Raw genomic sequence first — 17,093 nt, 5'->3', positions numbered from 1 at the left:
CGCGCTAATGATGAATAACTTTTTGTTATAAAAGAATTTTAATATGTTCAAAAATGAAGAAGTCATGACGTGAGTTTTTTTTGCCCACTTGTTCGTTTGCCTGTTTTTTAAACAGGCAAAATGATACAAATCACAAAAAAAACAAATTTATTTTTGCCGATTCTGCAATAACTTCGCCATATTAATAGAGTCAATGAGCTGTGCCCGGTTCACTCTCGGCGAGTTTAAATCCATAACCTTTTGCCACACTGAAATAGCCTGGGCGTAGTCTGCCTGCATAAACGCATCTGAGGCTAACAGCATCAGCGCGGTGACTTCTGCCGGGTCCAGCGCCAGAGCCTTATCAATCATCTCGCGAGTGGGCGGCGTCATATGTTGCCCGGCCTGGTAATACAATACCGTTGCCATCGCTGAATAGATCTCAGCATTTTCACCGCCGACACGCAGCGCCTGCTCATAGGCCAGCAGCGCATTATGATACGCGTTTTGCCAAAGATAGTACTCCCCGAGTTGCGCCCATTTCACGCTGTCCTGTGGATTGGCGCGAATCTGCGATTGCAGCAAAAGCAACTGTTTTTCCTGAATGTTTTCATCGGAGAAAGCATGTAAAGGGTCCGCCAGTCGCGTCTGCTCCTGACGAACCGCCTGCCATTTCGGCGTCAACAGGTAACCTCCAATGCAGGCCACAACCATCAGCACCGCCGCAGCGGTCAGTCGCTTCACAGGCATTGGGCGTAACGGCGGTTCGCACTGGCTCATTGTTCACCTTCCTCCGTATGCTGACGTCTTCTCGCTCGCCAGACCACCACACCTACCAGCAATAACAACAGGCACGGCAACGCCCACAGCAGCAACGTTTGCTCATTCAACGGCGGGTTGTAGCGCACGAAATCACCATAACGCTCGGTCATCCAGGCGGTGATTTCCGCTTCGCTTTTCCCTTCAGCCACCATGCTATAAACCTGGTGGCGCATACTAACCGCTACCGGCGCATTGGATTCCAGCAAGTTTTGGTTTTGACACTGCGGGCAGCGAAGCTGGCTGGCAATAGACAGCGCTTGTTCCTGCTGTTGCGGGTTGGCAAACGTCCATGTGTCCACAACCTGGGCATGTGTAGCGAAAGTGATGAAAAACAGGACGAGCGTTAAGAGTAAAAACTTTTTGCCGGATGGCGCTGCGCTTGTCCGGCCTACGGTTCGCGCCCCCTGTAGGCCGTATAAGGCGTTTACGCCGCCATCCGGCAACGTTGTAATTAATTTACGCATCGCGCTTTCTCCCTCGCCATCCGCTCAGCAGCGCGCCAAAGACCATTAACAGTCCCCCACCCCAAATCCAGCGCACGCCGGTCTGCACGTACAAGCGCATGGCATAACGGTCTGGTCCGGTTTTTTCGCCTATTACCGCGTACCAGTCATGCATCAGGTTCCAGCGGATACCCGGTTCCATCATCTGTTGACGACGCGCGGCATAGAAGCGCCTTTCAGGTTGCAGGCTGCCAATACGTTTCTCATTGTGCCACAGCGTGATCTGCGCTTTTTCACTGGTGTAATTACCTTTGGCTTCCAGGTCGAGACGCTCAAAACGGAAAATGTAACCCGCCAGTTCAACCTGCTGCCCAGGGCTCAGGTTCAGGCTTATCTCCTGACGGCTACCGCTGGAAAAGACGATCCCCGCCGCAAACACCAGCACCCCTGCATGCGCCAACAGTGCCGGAAGCTGGATGCGGAAAGACACTTTACGGCTTCTGACCGTTGCCAGCACGATAACCAGCAGCATCAGCAGGCCAAAAGGCAGTGTAGCGCGGTTAAAGTACGGTGCGCCTACGGAGAGCCGTCCCCAGCCGAACAGCCCGTAAATCATCGGGTAGAGCGTGCCAATCAACACAATCAGCAGCACCGCACTAAAGAGCAGCAGCGCAACCAGAATCAGCATCTCGCGTGACCAACCGCCAAAACGCGCATTCTGCCGGACTTGCTGGCCCCGCCAGGCGTATAGCCCGAGTGACGCCAGACTCAACACGGTAAACAGCGCAAACAGTGGCGCGGCGCGGACGTTATCCAGCGCAAAAGCATGCACCGAGACGAGAATGCCGGAACGCACAATCAGCGTCCCCAGCAGCGATAAAATCAGCGTGACGATCGCCAGCAGCAGCGACCAGTGGCGGAAGATTCCGCGCTGGCGCGTGATATACAGGCTATGCAGCAACGCGCTGGCGGAAAGCCAGGGTAATAAGGAGGCATTTTCAACCGGGTCCCAGAACCACCAGCCGCCCCAGCCCAGCTCGCAATAGGCCCACCAGGAGCCGAGGATAATCCCCAGCGTCAGCGCGCACCAGCCGGGCAACGCCCAGCGCCAGCACACCCAGGCACCTTGCGCATTAAAGTCACCGCGCAGCAGCGAGGCCAGCGCCACGCCTGCCGCCACCATCAAACCACCGTAACCGAGGTACAGTAGCGGTGGATGGAGGATTAACCCGAGATGTTGCAGCATCGGGTTAAGGTCACGCCCTTCAATGGCTGGCGGGAAGATACGCACGAATGGATCGGACCATACCACCACAAACAGCAGCAGCAGGGCCGTTATCATTGAAAGGACGCTGAGCGTCAGCGGAAACAGCGCGTCGGTATCACGCCGATAGCGAAGAGCAAACAGCGCGCTCCAGCCGGAAAGAAACAGCACCCACAGCAGCAGCGATCCTTCATGACCGCCCCACACCGCCGCCAGTTTTAATCCCCACGGCAGCAGGCTATAGCTGTGTTGAGCAACGTAGACCACCGAAAAATCGCTGGTCAAAAAGCAGAATACCAGAATGGCAAAAGCCAGCAGCAGCAGGGCAAATTGCGCCCACACACCCACGCTTGCCAGGCGCATCACCCCTTGCCAGCGCTGGCGGACACCCACCAACACGGCAAGCGGGGTCAACACGTTGACCCCGAGGCTTAATAACAGCGCCAGAAAACCGGCTTCAGGAAGGAGAACGTCCAGATATCACCTTACGCAACGGTTAGCTGACCCGCATAGAGTATAAAAAAGCGCAGCAGCAGTACGCCGGTCAGGCTGGCGCCGCAGACTGCCAGCACGCCATGAAACGTCGAACTGCGGTTGGCCCAGGGTTTTAGCAGCATCGGTAGTATCAACCCAAGCCCAGCCACGCCAAGCCAGAACCACCAGGTCCAGAAACCGCCGCCCAGTGCCGCCGCCAGCGCGCGCATTTTGCCGTCATCGCCCAGCGCCAGACCAACAAAGAACGCCGCCAGCAGGAAGATCTCCAGCCACACCACCGGGACTTCCATGCGATGCACAAAGTGCGCTTCGGTGCTGTGCGGGTTGCTACGATGGCGTAACGCCATGGCGATCAGCGCCACCGCTGCCCCGGAGGAGATCCCGGAGAACAGGAACAGCACCGGCAGGATCGGGTTATTCAGGAACGGGTAGGATTTCAGCGCCGACAGCAGGAAGCCGGTGTACGCCCCGAGCAGGACCGCCAGCACCAGCATTAACGTCTCAAGCGCACGATGGAACGGCGCGATCAGCGTTAGCACTTTCTGCACGATACCTAACCGCGGCAGCCAGCGCTGTTGCAGAGCAATCACCTCTTTTTCAAAGATTTTTGCCAGCCACAGCACCAGCACCACCATATACAACTGGAACAGCATGACCCCCATCGACATCACCGAAGTGAAGCTGTAGTGGAACATCAGTTTCCAGAAAGTCCATGGACGCGTCAGGTGGAACACAAGAATTAACAGACCGAGGATAATTGCCCCTGGCCCTAACACCAGCGTAGTGCGCAGCAGGGTGCTGTCCGAACCGCCCGCCTCCGGATGGAAACGACGCAGCAGAATCGCCAGCGTAACCAGTCCGGCTGAGATGCCAATCAGGAACAGATAGATGGCAATGGGCCAGTCCCACACTAGGGATTCAAAATGAAATGCAGAAGCGGATGTCATTGGCTCACCTCCCCAAATTTAAAGGGAACGCGGTAGACCTTCGGTTTTGTACCCAACGCCAGCTTGTAACGGTAGGTCGTTTTCTGCTGCAACAAACGGGAGATATCGCTGTTAGGATCGTCCAGATTACCAAACGTCAGCGCCTTCGTCGGGCATGACTCAACGCAGGCGGGCTGTTTGCCCGCTTTCAGGTTGGTTTTCCGGCAGAAATCGCATTTATCCGCCGTTTTGCTCACCGGATGGATAAAGCGCACGCGATAAGGACACGCGGCGATGCAGTACTGGCAGCCTACGCAAAGGTCCGGGTTCACATCCACAATGCCGCTGGCGGCATCGCGATACGATGCCCCCGTCGGGCAGACGTCGACGCAGGGAGCGTGGTCGCAGTGCTGGCACGAGTGACGGAAGAAGCGATACTTCACATCAGGAAACGTTCCTTGCGGCTCACTGCGAATAATCGTCAGACGCGATACGCCTTCCGGCACATTGTTGACTTCGCGACAAGCATCCATGCAGGCCGTACAACCGATGCATAATGACTCATCATGTACCATACCGTAACGCACGCCGTTGATGTTCAGCGTCTTCGCCACAACGCGCCCCGCCGTCCCGCTCACTGCCACCAGCGCGCCGACGCCGGTGATAAACTGGCGACGAGAGCAACTCATGGATGCTCCTTAAGCAACGGTACCGACGCCGGGTTAAAGTTCGGATTGTTACGCTGATCGCTGTGGCAATCGACGCATATCTTGATCCGTCCTTTATCGCTCAGCGTCTGCATCGTGTCTTGCTTCGGATGCAGTGAGTGACAGCTGGCACACGCCACTTTGGTTACGTGGACATCGTGCGGCCAGAACGCTTTTTGCAGCTGCTCAGGTAGGTGACAGGACATACAGACGCTGTTCTGCTGCTCCACGTTGTACATCGGCTCATTAAAGCGCATCACATCTTTCACCCCTTCGCGGTGGTTCGGTGATGGCTGGCCATGACAGTTGGTGCAGGTGACCGGCAGTTTGTTATTCGGGTTGATGACTTCCGCATGCTTACCATGCATGCCTTCGGTATCCGGCTTGTGACAGTCCAGACAGGCGGCATCCGGATTACGCTGTTGGGTAACCGTCCAGCGTTGATCCGACTCCTGCGGCGTTGGCGTGGCAGTGATTCCACTCAGGCTCCATAACAAGCCTGACGCCAGCACCCCAGCAGTTAATAACGAACGTAATACGCTCATATTCACTCCGTTGAGTTATCCGCCCCTTGCGGGGCGGAATGGGGTTATTGGCTTAACAGACCGTTTTTACGTGCCTGTTCTTCCCACTGCGGAATCACCGTTTTGATGAAGTCCTGCTTCTCAGCATTGATTTGCTGCATGTTCAGACCAATCGCCGCCTGGGCTTTCTCTTTGGTCGAGATATCCGGCAACGGAATTTCATGCGTGATGCCTTTGGTCGCCAGCAGACGGACCAGTTTGGTACGCGCGTCGGCGGCTTTATCCATTGCGCTACCCAGCATCCGCAGACCTTCTTCCGGCGCGTGCATATGAATACCGTGTGAGGCGATAGACAGGTCCCAGCGCCATTGTGCGTGGCGGATATCTTCCAGAATCGGCTTCATTTCCGCTTCAGTCGCGCCCGCATCCCATGCGGCTTTCGCTTCGAAGTGCGCATGAACCAGCTGATCTTCAACCTTGATTTTCAGGTCATGAATGGCCTGTTTACGCTCGGCGACCACTTTTTGCAGGGACGCTTTGTCCTGAGTGTGGCAGTTCGCGCAGGTCTGAGGGAAGTTATCGAACGGGTTACCAATCTTATGGTCGGTGTAGATCTTGCCTTCCGCGTTTTGCACTTTCGGCATGTGGCAGTCGATACAGGTCACGTTGTTCTTGCCGTGAATGCCCGCACTCCAGGTTTCATACTCCGGGTGCTGCGCTTTCAGCATCGGCGTTTTAGACAGGGAGTTGGTCCAGTCAGAGAAAGCAATGTTGTCGTAGTATTTCTCCATGTTCTCGACTTTCATGCCGTCGTCCCACGGGAACTTAACGGCTTTGTTTTTACCGTCGAAGTAGTATTCCACGTGGCACTGGCCACAGACCATGGATTGCTGGTCAAAGCGACCGGCTTTCTCAAACGGTTTACCGATGGCTTCCATCGCGCGTTCTGCATAAGGACGCGACAGTGTCAGTTCTGGCTTGCCTTTGGCGAAGTCTGGTGACGCGGTATTATGACAATCCGCACAACCGAGGTTGTTAACAATTTCCGGACCGCCGCGCGCCCATTTACCATGGAAGTAGCCATCTTCACCGTCTTTCTGGATAAGACGCGCTACGTCCGGGCTTTTACAGCTCCAGCAGGCCATCGGCAACGGACCATCTTCTGCCGTTTTTGGTGCGCCTGTGCGTAAGGTTTCACGGACATCGGTCACGGCATACGCGTGTCCCCGCGGTTTATTGTAATCGCGCGAGAATGGGTATCCCGCCCACAGGATCACCAGACGCGGATCTTCTGCCAGCGCATCTTCACGGGCTGATTGCTCAGACGTGGCTTTCCAGGAGAGATATTGATCGGGATGCTGAGGCGCGAAGGTTTCATTCTTCGCTTCAACGGTGACGGTTTTTGCAGGTACAGAAGTTTGTTCAGCGTGAACAGCAGAAATAAATAATAAAGGTAATAACAGGCTGAAGAAACGGCGTACGCGTGATTTTATCCTTGCCATAGGGGTCTCATCCAGATGACGCCATTATCTGCAATGGCGGTTCTTTTATTGTTTTCCACAACAGCAACCACACGAATACTGTCATGACATTGCTCCACCCTATTTGTAACAAGAAACCACACTGAAAATGTTGTTTTTAATCAATTGTAAGTGTATGTAAAATACCACTTTAGAGTTATAACACCCCTCTAATCTCTCACTCTTTGGTCTAATTCAGAGACAGATCACCTTTTCAACAATCCTTTAGATAACTGCATGTTATCGCGAGATTTAATCAATTTTTGCTAGTTCCCTTCAAAATTCAGTTTGTCGCTAATTTGCACAATTCGTTTATTGCGTGATCTGCCGCGCAAATACTAAACAAAACTCTCAAAGCCCCTACATTTAACGTTTATGAGACATATTATTAACATCCTACAAGGAGAACAAAAGCCATGAGCCAAATACATAAACACGCTATTCCCGCAAACATTGCGGATCGTTGCCTGATAAATCCGGAGCAGTACGCAGAGAAATACCAGCAATCCGTTAACGAACCCGACACATTTTGGGGCGAGCAGGGAAAGATTCTCGATTGGATCAAGCCGTACAGCCAGGTGAAGAACACCTCCTTCGCACCAGGCAACGTGTCTATTAAATGGTACGAAGACGGCACCCTGAACCTGGCCGCAAACTGCCTTGACCGCCACCTGCAAGCAAATGGCGATCGTACCGCCATCATCTGGGAAGGCGATGACGCTACCCAAAGCAAAAACATTACCTATCGCGAGTTGCATCACGATGTCTGCCGTTTCGCCAATACGCTACTGGATTTAGGCATTAAAAAAGGTGACGTAGTGGCCATTTATATGCCGATGGTGCCAGAGGCTGCGGTTGCCATGCTGGCCTGTGCCCGCATTGGGGCAGTGCATTCTGTCATCTTCGGTGGTTTCTCACCGGAAGCCGTCGCCGGACGTATTATCGACTCCAATTCACGCCTGGTGATCACCGCCGACGAAGGCGTACGCGCCGGGCGCGCTATCCCACTGAAAAAGAACGTGGATGATGCGCTGAAAAATCCAAACGTGAAAACCGTTGAACATGTGGTCGTCCTCAAACGTACCGGAGGTAAAACGGAGTGGCAGGAAGGCCGTGACCTGTGGTGGTCCGATCTTATCGAGAAGGCCAGCTCAGAACACCAGCCGGAAGAAATGAACGCGGAAGATCCACTGTTTATCCTGTATACCTCCGGTTCAACCGGCAAGCCGAAAGGCGTGCTGCACACTACCGGCGGGTATCTGGTCTACGCCGCAACCACCTTTAAGTACGTATTTGATTACCATCAGGGCGATATCTATTGGTGTACCGCTGACGTGGGTTGGGTAACCGGACACAGCTACCTGCTGTACGGTCCGCTGGCCTGCGGCGCAACCACGCTGATGTTCGAAGGTGTGCCAAACTGGCCTACCCCGGCGCGTATGTCGCAGGTTGTGGACAAGCACCAGGTCAATATTCTGTATACCGCACCGACCGCCATTCGCGCACTGATGGCAGAAGGCGACAAAGCGATTGAAGGTACTGACCGTTCGTCGCTGCGTATCCTGGGTTCCGTTGGCGAGCCGATCAACCCGGAAGCGTGGGAGTGGTACTGGAAGAAGATCGGCAACGAAAAATGCCCGGTCGTCGATACCTGGTGGCAGACCGAAACCGGGGGATTCATGATCACCCCACTGCCGGGCGCTACCGAGCTGAAAGCCGGTTCTGCAACCCGTCCATTCTTTGGCGTACAACCTGCGATTGTCGATAACGAAGGTAATCCGCTGGAAGGCGCGACCGAAGGCAACCTGGTGATTACCGACTCATGGCCAGGCCAGGCGAGAACCCTGTTTGGCGATCATGAACGCTTTGAGCAAACCTACTTCTCTACCTTCAAGAATATGTACTTCAGCGGTGACGGCGCGCGCCGTGACGAAGATGGCTATTACTGGATCACCGGACGTGTGGACGATGTGCTGAACGTCTCCGGCCACCGTCTGGGAACGGCTGAAATCGAATCAGCGCTGGTGTCGCATCCGAAGATTGCTGAAGCCGCAGTGGTCGGTATCCCGCATAACATTAAAGGTCAGGCGATCTACGCCTACGTCACGCTGAATCACGGTGAAGAGCCGTCACCTGAGCTGTACGCCGAGGTTCGCAACTGGGTGCGTAAAGAAATTGGCCCGCTGGCAACGCCAGACGTGCTGCACTGGACCGACTCACTGCCGAAAACCCGCTCCGGCAAAATCATGCGCCGTATCCTGCGTAAAATCGCGGCGGGCGATACCAGCAATCTGGGCGATACCTCGACCCTCGCCGATCCTGGCGTCGTAGAGAAACTGCTCGAAGAGAAGCAGGCCATCGCGATGCCATCATAACAAAGTCCTGAAAATGCCGGATGGCGACGCGAAAGCGTCTTATCCGGCCTACAAATCTGACCCTACCCTCTCTTCACCGGGAGGGAAATATAAAAAAACCTCCCCCAAAGGATTTCGCGTTGCAGGACTGCGACAGCAGCCAGGTCATGCCTGCTGCGCGAAAGACGAAGGGGACCTCTGGAGAGCTCTGTGATGAATGACAATATTTATCAGCGGATAGAAGACAGTGCGCGTTTCAGGGAGTTAGTCGAAAAACGGCAACGGTTTGCCACCATTCTTTCCATCATCATGCTGGCAGTTTATATCAGCTTTATTTTATTGATTGCCTTTGCGCCGGGCTGGCTGGGTACTCCGCTACACGCGGGAACCAGCGTCACCCGCGGTATTCCGATTGGGGTCGGTGTGATCCTCATCTCCTTCATCCTGACCGGGATCTACATCTGGCGGGCAAACGGTGAATTCGATCGCCTGAACAATGCGGTTCTGCACGAGGTTAAAGCATCATGAAGAGAGTCCTGACGGCGCTTGCCGCCACGCTGCCCTTCGCCGCAAACGCGGCGGATGCTATTAGCGGTGCAGTCCAGCGCCAGCCAACCAACTGGCAGGCGATTATCATGTTCCTGATTTTCGTCATCTTTACGCTCGGTATTACCTACTGGGCGTCTAAGCGCGTACGTTCGCGTAATGACTACTACACCGCCGGCGGTAACATCACCGGTTTCCAGAACGGGCTGGCGATTGCGGGCGACTATATGTCTGCGGCATCGTTCCTCGGGATTTCCGCGCTGGTGTTTACCTCGGGTTATGACGGGCTGATCTATTCACTCGGCTTCCTGGTCGGCTGGCCAATTATCCTGTTCCTGATTGCGGAGCGTTTGCGTAACCTCGGTCGTTACACCTTTGCAGACGTTGCGTCTTATCGTCTGAAGCAAGGACCAATCCGTATTCTGTCGGCCTGTGGTTCACTGGTGGTGGTCGCACTGTATCTGATCGCCCAGATGGTCGGCGCAGGTAAACTGATTGAGCTGCTGTTTGGTCTGAACTATCACATCGCTGTCGTACTGGTTGGCGTGCTGATGATGATGTACGTGCTGTTCGGCGGCATGCTGGCAACCACCTGGGTACAGATTATCAAAGCTGTGTTACTGCTGTTCGGCGCCAGCTTTATGGCCTTTATGGTGATGAAGCACGTCGGCTTTAGCTTCAATAATCTGTTTACCGAAGCAATGGCGGTACACCCGAAAGGTTCTGCCATTATGAGCCCGGGCGGGTTGGTAAAAGACCCAATATCCGCGCTGTCGTTAGGTCTCGGCCTGATGTTTGGTACGGCAGGCTTGCCGCACATCCTGATGCGCTTCTTCACGGTTAGCGATGCTCGTGAAGCGCGTAAGAGCGTGTTCTATGCCACCGGTTTTATGGGTTATTTCTACATCCTGACCTTTATCATCGGCTTTGGCGCGATCATGCTGGTAGGTGCTAATCCGGCGTACAAAGATGCTGCTGGCGCGCTGATTGGCGGTAATAACATGGCGGCGGTTCACCTGGCAAATGCGGTGGGCGGTAACCTGTTCCTCGGCTTCATCTCGGCAGTGGCCTTTGCCACCATCCTGGCGGTGGTTGCCGGCCTGACGCTGGCGGGTGCATCGGCGGTTTCTCACGACCTGTATGCCAACGTGTTCCGTAAAGGCGCAACTGAACGTGAAGAGCTGCGAGTATCGAAGATCACCGTACTGGTGTTAGGTGTGATCGCTATTCTGCTCGGCGTGCTGTTTGAGAACCAGAACATCGCCTTCATGGTGGGCCTGGCGTTTGCTATCGCGGCCAGCTGTAACTTCCCCATCATTCTGCTCTCCATGTACTGGTCAAGACTGACCACGCGTGGCGCGATGCTGGGTGGTTGGTTAGGCCTGCTGACGGCAGTGGTGCTGATGGTTCTTGGCCCAACGATTTGGGTCCAGATCCTCGGTCACGAAAAAGCCATTTTCCCGTATGAGTATCCGGCGCTGTTCTCCATCAGCGTAGCATTCCTCGGGATCTGGTTCTTCTCTGCTACCGACAACTCAGAAGAAGGCAACCGCGAACGCGAGCAGTTCCGTGCTCAGTTCATCCGTTCCCAGACCGGATACGGCGTAGAACAAGGTCGCGCGCACTAACTTCCCTTCTCCTCCCCGGTCATTTTGGCCGGGGAAGACATTCAGCAAATCATCCAGGATTCTCATCCGTTATAAAGCGACGAGCAGGTACAGCGATAAGCAACAGGAAAACAATCGCACACACAAGGTTTAGCCATTGCCAGCCCTTCCAGAAAGCCAGCAACCCGGCCCCCCAGTGAATAATTGCAATGATCACTGGAAACGGAATCAACTCCCGATACCGTTTGGTGATGACCAAAAAACCACAGTAATAGCTTAAAACAATACCCAACCAAAAGATAAAAAGCGCGAAAATATTTGTTGGATTGATAATTAAAATCCATGTTGTAAATAATGAAATAACAGTAATTAATATGAAATAGAGAAAAAACCTTAATCTTCCCAATACACCATTCCGCCAGTCCAAAAATAAATCATTAAGCATTTTTTAACATCCTTTTCTATTTTTATTCCATCAGTAATACGTCATTAGTCTGCAGTAAAACTCCCCGTCAGTCGCAGTTTTCCATCAACCCGCTTGAACATATATGACGTCGCGCCGTCACAATTTTCTGAAAGACCTGGGAGTTGCTTATTTGCACCTGTCCCCTGCGAAATTAAAAGAATACCGTCTGTAAGTTCCCCTTGAGCGATGGTATCGCATGTTCCTGTAACGGTATGACGTTTACAGTGTTCTTCATAATAAAACATGCCATCTTCATCCGCAGGAAAATAGTGACGTTGCTGCTCGCGTTCCGAAAGCGCGTTAATTCTGTACTCGTTTATCATCAGGGATTCAGCATCAACGTCGATGTTGGTCAGCATCTGCAAATACGTCATAATCTGCTGCGAATTTTGGTCAAACACAGCCTCGGTAAGTATTTCCTCCTGACGGTTTTCATCAAAAGCAATAAAATCAAGTAAAGTCCCTTGCAAAGGAAAGACAAAATACGTTTTCACCACCGCCACGTTTTTATCCTTTAACGCCTGCTGGAACTGTTGAAACTGAAGCAGCGCACTTTTCTTTTGTTCCGGCGTGGTGATGGGAGTAACGTCTTTGGCGTCCTCAATAATAAGCAGCACAGAAGTAAAGTGATGACCCGTTTGGGCATACATCGTTTTCCCGGTCAAGATGACATCTTTTCCCAGAGAAGGAGCAAGATCGGCGTAAATAAGCTTATTTTTGTGCATCAAAATAAGCTGTACTAGCGGAACACTTTCACCCTTACCAGTAACATCACACTCAAACGGCTGATCCAATTTAAGATAATTATAGGTTACCGCTTCATCGCCATCTTTGATGCTTTCGTAATTTGGCGGACCGGGTAGCGTCTGTTGTATTAATGTTCCCTGAAGTGTCACCTGTTGGTCTTCATAAGGACACCAGGCTAAAACGGTATGGCTGAACAAGAGAGCAGATAACCACAAATATTTCACGCTGCGCGTCCTTACAATGGCGAGTAACATTTATCACTATTCTAAGGCATGGACATAAATTTAAACATAATCTCTAAGAAAATCAGAATATCGCCTCCCTCCCCCAGTCATTTTGGCCGGGGATCACATTTTTCCCTCTGCGTTGTATCCATCTTCTGCATTAGCGCTATTGTATAAAAATAAAATTGAAACATTGTTTTTATTACATCAACACGTTAATTCATTTTGGGAAAATGAGGATGTTATGAAGAAATATGCCCTGGTAGGAACCGGCGGGCGCGCGGGACTTTACATCAGCGCGATTGGCGGGCAGTGGAAGGGAAATGCACGTCTGGTCGCCTTTTGCGACACCAATCAAACCCGTATGAATTACGCCAACCAGCTTCTGGAGAACGAAGGCGCGGCCCCGGTTTCCAGCTGGAAAGCGCAGCAGTTTGAAGAGATGATCCGCGAAACTCGTCCGGATATCATCATTGTGACCACCATGGATCGGACTCACGACGACTACATCGTGCGAGCGCTACGCGCGGGCTGCGATGTGATCACCGAAAAACCGATGACCATCGATGAACAACGCGCCCTGCGGATTCTGGATGCCATTGAAGAGACTGGGCGTCAGGTACGCGTCGCCTTTAACTATCGCTATGCGCCGCACCACAGCAAGATTCGCGAACTGCTGATGAACGGTACGATTGGCGAAGTTTATTCGGTTCACTTTGAATGGTTGCTCAATACCGAACACGGTGCCGATTATTTCCGCCGCTGGCATCGCGAAAAACGTAATAGCGGCGGCTTATTAGTGCATAAATCCACTCACCATTTTGATCTGATGAACTTCTGGCTGGGAAGCTATCCGGAGCGAGTGTATGCCGAAGGTAGCCTGCGCTTCTACGGAAAAGAGAACGCTGAACGCCGGGGCGTGACGCATTTTTACCCGCGCGCTCACGGCTATGCGCAGGCCACAGACGATCCGTTTGCGCTGCATATGGCCGAGAATCCTCAGCTTAAAGCACTCTATCTGGATGCCGAACACGAAGATAACTATTTCCGCGACCAGAGCGTGTTCAGCGACGGTATCACCATTGAAGACACCATGTCGGTGCTGGTGAAGTATCAGAATCAGGCGCAGCTTACCTACTCACTGAATACCTGGCTGCCATGGGAGGGCTTGAACGTGGTGTTTAACGGCAGCGAAGGCCGCCTGGAGATGAAAATCGTTGAGAAATCCTACGTCAACGCCGGAGGCGAACGGGACAACGAAGGCAGCCTTGAAACCTGTGACATCACTGTTTTCCCGATGTTTGCCGCGCCGTGGCAGGCTGATTTTATCCTCGGCGAAGGCGGCCACGGCGGTGGAGATAATGCAATGCTGGCCGACCTGTTTGGCGAGCCGCGGCACGATCCGTTGCAGCGCGCCGCCGACCATCGCGCCGGCGCCATGTCGATTTTGACAGGTATCGCCGGGAATATTTCAATGCAGCAACAGCGGCCGGTGAATTTTAAAGAATTCTCGCTGATTTCACGCTTGAAATAGCACACAGCCGCTGGTCAGAACATCAGCCTTGCGACCAGCGGCGCTACCAGCACCATCACCACGCCAGAGAGCATCATCACCAGGCTAGCAACTACCCCCTCTTGCTGACCGAGTTCATAAGAGCGAGCCGTGCCTGCGCCGTGCGATGCTGCGCCAAATCCTGCGCCTTTCGCCATCCCTTCACGAATGGAAAGCCGTAAAAACAGCACATCGCCGACCGCCATACCAAATACGCCGGTCACCACCACGAATAATGCCACCAGGTCCGGCTGCCCGCCCAATGGCTCTGCCGCCGCCAGCGCAAACGGCGTGGTGACGGAGCGCACCGCCAGACTGCGTTGGATCTCATCAGGCAACATAAACAGGCGCGCCAGCCACACGGAACTGGTGACGGCTACCAGCGTTGCCGTTACCACGCCCGCCGTCAGCGACATCCAGTGACGCTTAATCACGGCAAGGTTGTCATACACCGGAACGGCAAAGGCGATGGTCGCCGGGCCTAACAGCCACAGTAACCAGTGCGATTCACCAATATAGTTTTGCCAGGAGATATGGCCGAAGACCAGCATCAGCACCAGCAGGGCCGGGGTGAGAACTAATGGCATCAGGGGTAATTTACGAAAACGGCGATACAGGCGCTTATTGGCAAAGTAGATACCCAGCGTAATCACCAGACACAACACGCTTAGCTGGAAATTACTCACGGTTTAGCCTGCGCATTTCATAGCGATACACTTTATCCACCACCCACGCCGTTGCGCCGAGTACCATCAGCGTACTGATCGCAATGACGGCAAATATACGCCAGCCATCAACCAGCAACAGCTGCGTGTAGTTCACAACGGCGACCACCGCCGGGACAAAAAACAGCAGCATTTCAGCCAGTAACCAGCGAGCACCTGCGCGAATCCAGTTCAACGGGATAACCCGGCAGACAATTAACGCCAGCATCAGCACCATCCCAACCAGATTGGCAGGAAGCGGCAGATGCAGCCAGGAGACAAGATATTGAGCAAATACAAAGAGACCTGCGTACAACAGAACCTGAACGGGGATCTGGAGTCGATGAATAACGGCAGGCGTCACGCGGCTTATCGCCACAGCCATGAGGGTATGTCCTTAAAAAATAGAGAGCGCCAGTATAGAGAGCCCCCGTCCAGGACTGAAATGAATTAAACTCATTGCAGGCATAGTCTTAAGGAATAATCATGGATATCAGAACGCTGCGATATTTTGTTGAGGTGGTTCGTCAGCAGAGCTTTACCCGCGCAGCGGAGAAGCTTTTTGTCACCCAGCCCACCATCAGCAAGATGTTGAAGAACCTTGAAGACGAGCTTAACTGCACGCTGTTAATCCGTGACGGTCGGCGACTGCTGTTAACCGACACCGGGCAGGTCGTTTTCGAACGCGGCCTGGCGATCCTTGCCGAGTTTCGCCAGCTTGAAGCGGAACTCAGTGACATTAATCACCTCAACAAGGGCGTGCTGCGCCTGGGAATCCCACCCATGGTGGGGATGTTGATGGCCGGGCCGATCGGCCTGTTCCGCCAGCGCTATCCCGGCGTTGAGCTGAAGGTCTCTGAATTTGGCGGCTTAACCGTTCAGCAGGCGGTGATGAACGGTGACCTGGATGTTGCAATGACCGCGCTGCCGGTTGAAGAAGAGAGCGGTCTGGCGACCTTACCGCTTTTTAGCCATCCACTCTGCGTACTGGTCCCCCGATCCGGTCAGTGGACAACGTGCGAATCCATTTCCCCCGAGGCGCTGGCAGAACATCCGCTGCTTATCTACAACGAAGATTTTGCGTTGAGCCGCCAATTGCTTGAGCTGTTTAGCCAACACAACGTCAAGCCCCGCATCGCGGTGCGCAGCGGGCAGTGGGATTTTCTCGCGGCAATGGTACAAGCCGGAGTCGGGATTGCCATTTTACCGGAACCGATTTGCCAGCGGCTGGATAAGCAAACGTTGCGCTGGATCCCTCTGGAGAGTGATTTACGCTGGCAGTTGGGCATGATTTGGCGCGAAGGCGTGTATCTGTCGCACAGCGCCCAGGCGTGGCTCAAGTGCTGTGAAGGGTTTTGGCTACCGCAAGCGTCGTAAAATACCGGATGCGGCCTACATCGGTATGCCGGTCTTGTAGGCCTGATAAGCGTAGCGCATCAGGCACGTTCACCCGCATTAAAATCCATTATTTCACCTGCCCAATCTTGCGGGTACAAACCATGCCTCACATCACGATGAAATGTTGAAAAAGGCCATGCCTGTACCTGCTTTACCCACCCGTGCTTCACCGGGTTTATGTAAATATAATCAACATGCTGGCGATAATCATGTTCATCACGGATGGTGTGCTCCCAAAAACGAGATTGCCAGATATGTCGCGCAGACAACGAGTGGGTGAAATGCTTCTTAATTTCCCGCCAGCGAGAGGAATAATCCGCATCATTGCCAGGTAACGTCCATATGCAATGCATATGCTCGGGTAAAACGACCCACGCATTGATGCGAAAAGGCCTAACCTTTTTGACCGCAGCGATTGCACACCGAAGCGCGTAAATGTTGACAGTCAGAAGGTGGCTTCGACGGTCCTGCAAATTTACCGTAAAAAACCAGGTTCCCCCATTGATGTAATTTCGTCGATAGTTGGACATGTTCCCCCCTTTCCTCAACCGTATGGAGAAAAGAGGGAATCGACAAGAGGGATGGATTCGTTCAGGAAAGCCGCTCGCAAATTACACGATGAATAATTTCTTGCCGCCATTTGGCACACCCTTCGCCGGATGCGGACAGCGCCTTATCCGGCCTACATCGGTATGCCGGTCTTGTAGGCCTGATAAGCGTAGCGCATCAGACACACCCCTCGCCGGATGCGGCCAGCGCCTTATCCGGCCTACATCGCTATTGCCGGTCTTGTAGGCCTGATAAGCGTAGCGCAT

16 protein-coding genes and 1 pseudogene are annotated in these 17,093 nt (G+C 53.4%); 5 read left to right on the top strand and 12 right to left on the bottom strand.

Going from position 1 to position 17,093, the window contains the following annotated elements:
- Positions 1–147 precede the first annotated feature (147 nt).
- The 6 genes and pseudogenes from nrfG to nrfA all read right to left on the bottom strand — a co-directional run bounded on the left by nrfG (position 148) and on the right by nrfA (position 6,662).
- Positions 148–759, bottom strand: coding sequence for a heme lyase NrfEFG subunit NrfG (gene nrfG, locus OGY83_RS22385; protein ID WP_079938977.1), 612 nt, complete (start codon positions 757–759; stop codon positions 148–150).
- Positions 756–2,985 (bottom strand): annotated as a pseudogene (gene nrfF / locus OGY83_RS22380) (heme lyase NrfEFG subunit NrfF). Before nrfF ends, nrfG begins: the two are co-directional and overlap by 4 nt.
- Positions 2,986–2,993: 8 nt before the next feature.
- A complete protein-coding gene (nrfD, locus tag OGY83_RS22375; protein ID WP_032942109.1) occupies positions 2,994–3,950 on the bottom strand; it encodes a cytochrome c nitrite reductase subunit NrfD in 957 nt (318 codons plus the stop codon).
- Positions 3,947–4,618: a cytochrome c nitrite reductase Fe-S protein gene (gene nrfC / locus OGY83_RS22370; RefSeq protein WP_003031761.1), complete on the bottom strand. Its 672-nt coding sequence runs from the start codon at positions 4,616–4,618 to the stop codon at positions 3,947–3,949. Before nrfC ends, nrfD begins: the two co-directional genes overlap by 4 nt.
- Complete coding sequence (nrfB, locus tag OGY83_RS22365) at positions 4,615–5,181, bottom strand: cytochrome c nitrite reductase pentaheme subunit (RefSeq protein ID WP_043018095.1); 567 nt, start codon at positions 5,179–5,181, stop codon at positions 4,615–4,617. The genes nrfC and nrfB overlap by 4 nt, the downstream gene beginning before the upstream one ends.
- 44 nt (positions 5,182–5,225) lie before the next feature.
- Positions 5,226–6,662, bottom strand: coding sequence for an ammonia-forming nitrite reductase cytochrome c552 subunit (gene nrfA, locus OGY83_RS22360; protein ID WP_048227482.1), 1,437 nt, complete (start codon positions 6,660–6,662; stop codon positions 5,226–5,228).
- Between the two features lie 434 nt (positions 6,663–7,096).
- Between nrfA and acs the strand changes: the two genes are divergently transcribed.
- The 3 genes from acs (at position 7,097) to actP (ending at position 11,208) form a co-directional block, all read left to right on the top strand.
- Positions 7,097–9,055 (top strand): acetate--CoA ligase, encoded by a 1,959-nt coding sequence (acs, locus tag OGY83_RS22355; RefSeq protein ID WP_123269116.1) that lies wholly within the window; start codon positions 7,097–7,099, stop codon positions 9,053–9,055.
- Between the two features lie 192 nt (positions 9,056–9,247).
- A complete protein-coding gene (locus tag OGY83_RS22350) occupies positions 9,248–9,562 on the top strand; it encodes a DUF485 domain-containing protein (protein ID WP_006688274.1) in 315 nt (104 codons plus the stop codon).
- Positions 9,559–11,208 (top strand): cation/acetate symporter ActP, encoded by a 1,650-nt coding sequence (gene actP / locus OGY83_RS22345; RefSeq protein WP_191227905.1) that lies wholly within the window; start codon positions 9,559–9,561, stop codon positions 11,206–11,208. Before OGY83_RS22350 ends, actP begins: the two co-directional genes overlap by 4 nt.
- Before the next feature lie 49 nt (positions 11,209–11,257).
- Here the strand turns inward: actP and OGY83_RS22340 are convergent, their stop codons facing one another.
- Both OGY83_RS22340 and OGY83_RS22335 read right to left on the bottom strand, forming a co-directional pair.
- The gene (locus tag OGY83_RS22340) at positions 11,258–11,632 is read right to left on the bottom strand and encodes a hypothetical protein (protein ID WP_286636940.1); all 375 of its coding nucleotides are present in this window, start codon (positions 11,630–11,632) and stop codon (positions 11,258–11,260) included.
- A gap of 44 nt (positions 11,633–11,676) precedes the next feature.
- Positions 11,677–12,624 (bottom strand): DUF4431 domain-containing protein, encoded by a 948-nt coding sequence (locus OGY83_RS22335; RefSeq protein WP_286636939.1) that lies wholly within the window; start codon positions 12,622–12,624, stop codon positions 11,677–11,679.
- A 244-nt stretch (positions 12,625–12,868) separates the two neighbouring features.
- On the opposite strand from OGY83_RS22335, the gene OGY83_RS22330 reads away from it, so the two are divergent.
- Positions 12,869–14,158 (top strand): Gfo/Idh/MocA family protein, encoded by a 1,290-nt coding sequence (locus tag OGY83_RS22330; protein WP_286636938.1) that lies wholly within the window; start codon positions 12,869–12,871, stop codon positions 14,156–14,158.
- 14 nt (positions 14,159–14,172) lie between these two features.
- On the opposite strand, the gene OGY83_RS22325 is transcribed toward OGY83_RS22330, so the two are convergent.
- Positions 14,173–14,862 (bottom strand): LrgB family protein, encoded by a 690-nt coding sequence (locus OGY83_RS22325; protein WP_003031745.1) that lies wholly within the window; start codon positions 14,860–14,862, stop codon positions 14,173–14,175.
- The gene (locus tag OGY83_RS22320) at positions 14,855–15,265 is read right to left on the bottom strand and encodes a CidA/LrgA family protein (RefSeq protein ID WP_003826638.1); all 411 of its coding nucleotides are present in this window, start codon (positions 15,263–15,265) and stop codon (positions 14,855–14,857) included. The genes OGY83_RS22325 and OGY83_RS22320 overlap by 8 nt, the downstream gene beginning before the upstream one ends.
- A gap of 101 nt (positions 15,266–15,366) precedes the next feature.
- Between OGY83_RS22320 and OGY83_RS22315 the strand changes: the two genes are divergently transcribed.
- Entirely contained in the window at positions 15,367–16,257 is an 891-nt protein-coding gene (locus OGY83_RS22315; RefSeq protein ID WP_032942105.1) for a LysR family transcriptional regulator, read from the top strand.
- A gap of 59 nt (positions 16,258–16,316) precedes the next feature.
- Here OGY83_RS22315 and OGY83_RS22310 read toward each other — a convergent pair whose 3' ends face one another.
- Both OGY83_RS22310 and OGY83_RS22305 read right to left on the bottom strand, forming a co-directional pair.
- Entirely contained in the window at positions 16,317–16,808 is a 492-nt protein-coding gene (locus OGY83_RS22310; protein WP_286636937.1) for an REP-associated tyrosine transposase, read from the bottom strand.
- Positions 16,809–16,889: 81 nt separating this feature from the next.
- The coding region (locus OGY83_RS22305) for a hypothetical protein (RefSeq protein ID WP_286636936.1) at positions 16,890–17,093 on the bottom strand (204 nt) is incomplete at its 5' end.

It is taken from the genome of Citrobacter sp. Cpo090 (assembly GCF_030332665.1).
Classification (GTDB): Bacteria; Pseudomonadota; Gammaproteobacteria; order Enterobacterales; family Enterobacteriaceae; genus Citrobacter; species Citrobacter portucalensis.
This window is presented reverse-complemented; position numbering and strand designations above follow the sequence as displayed.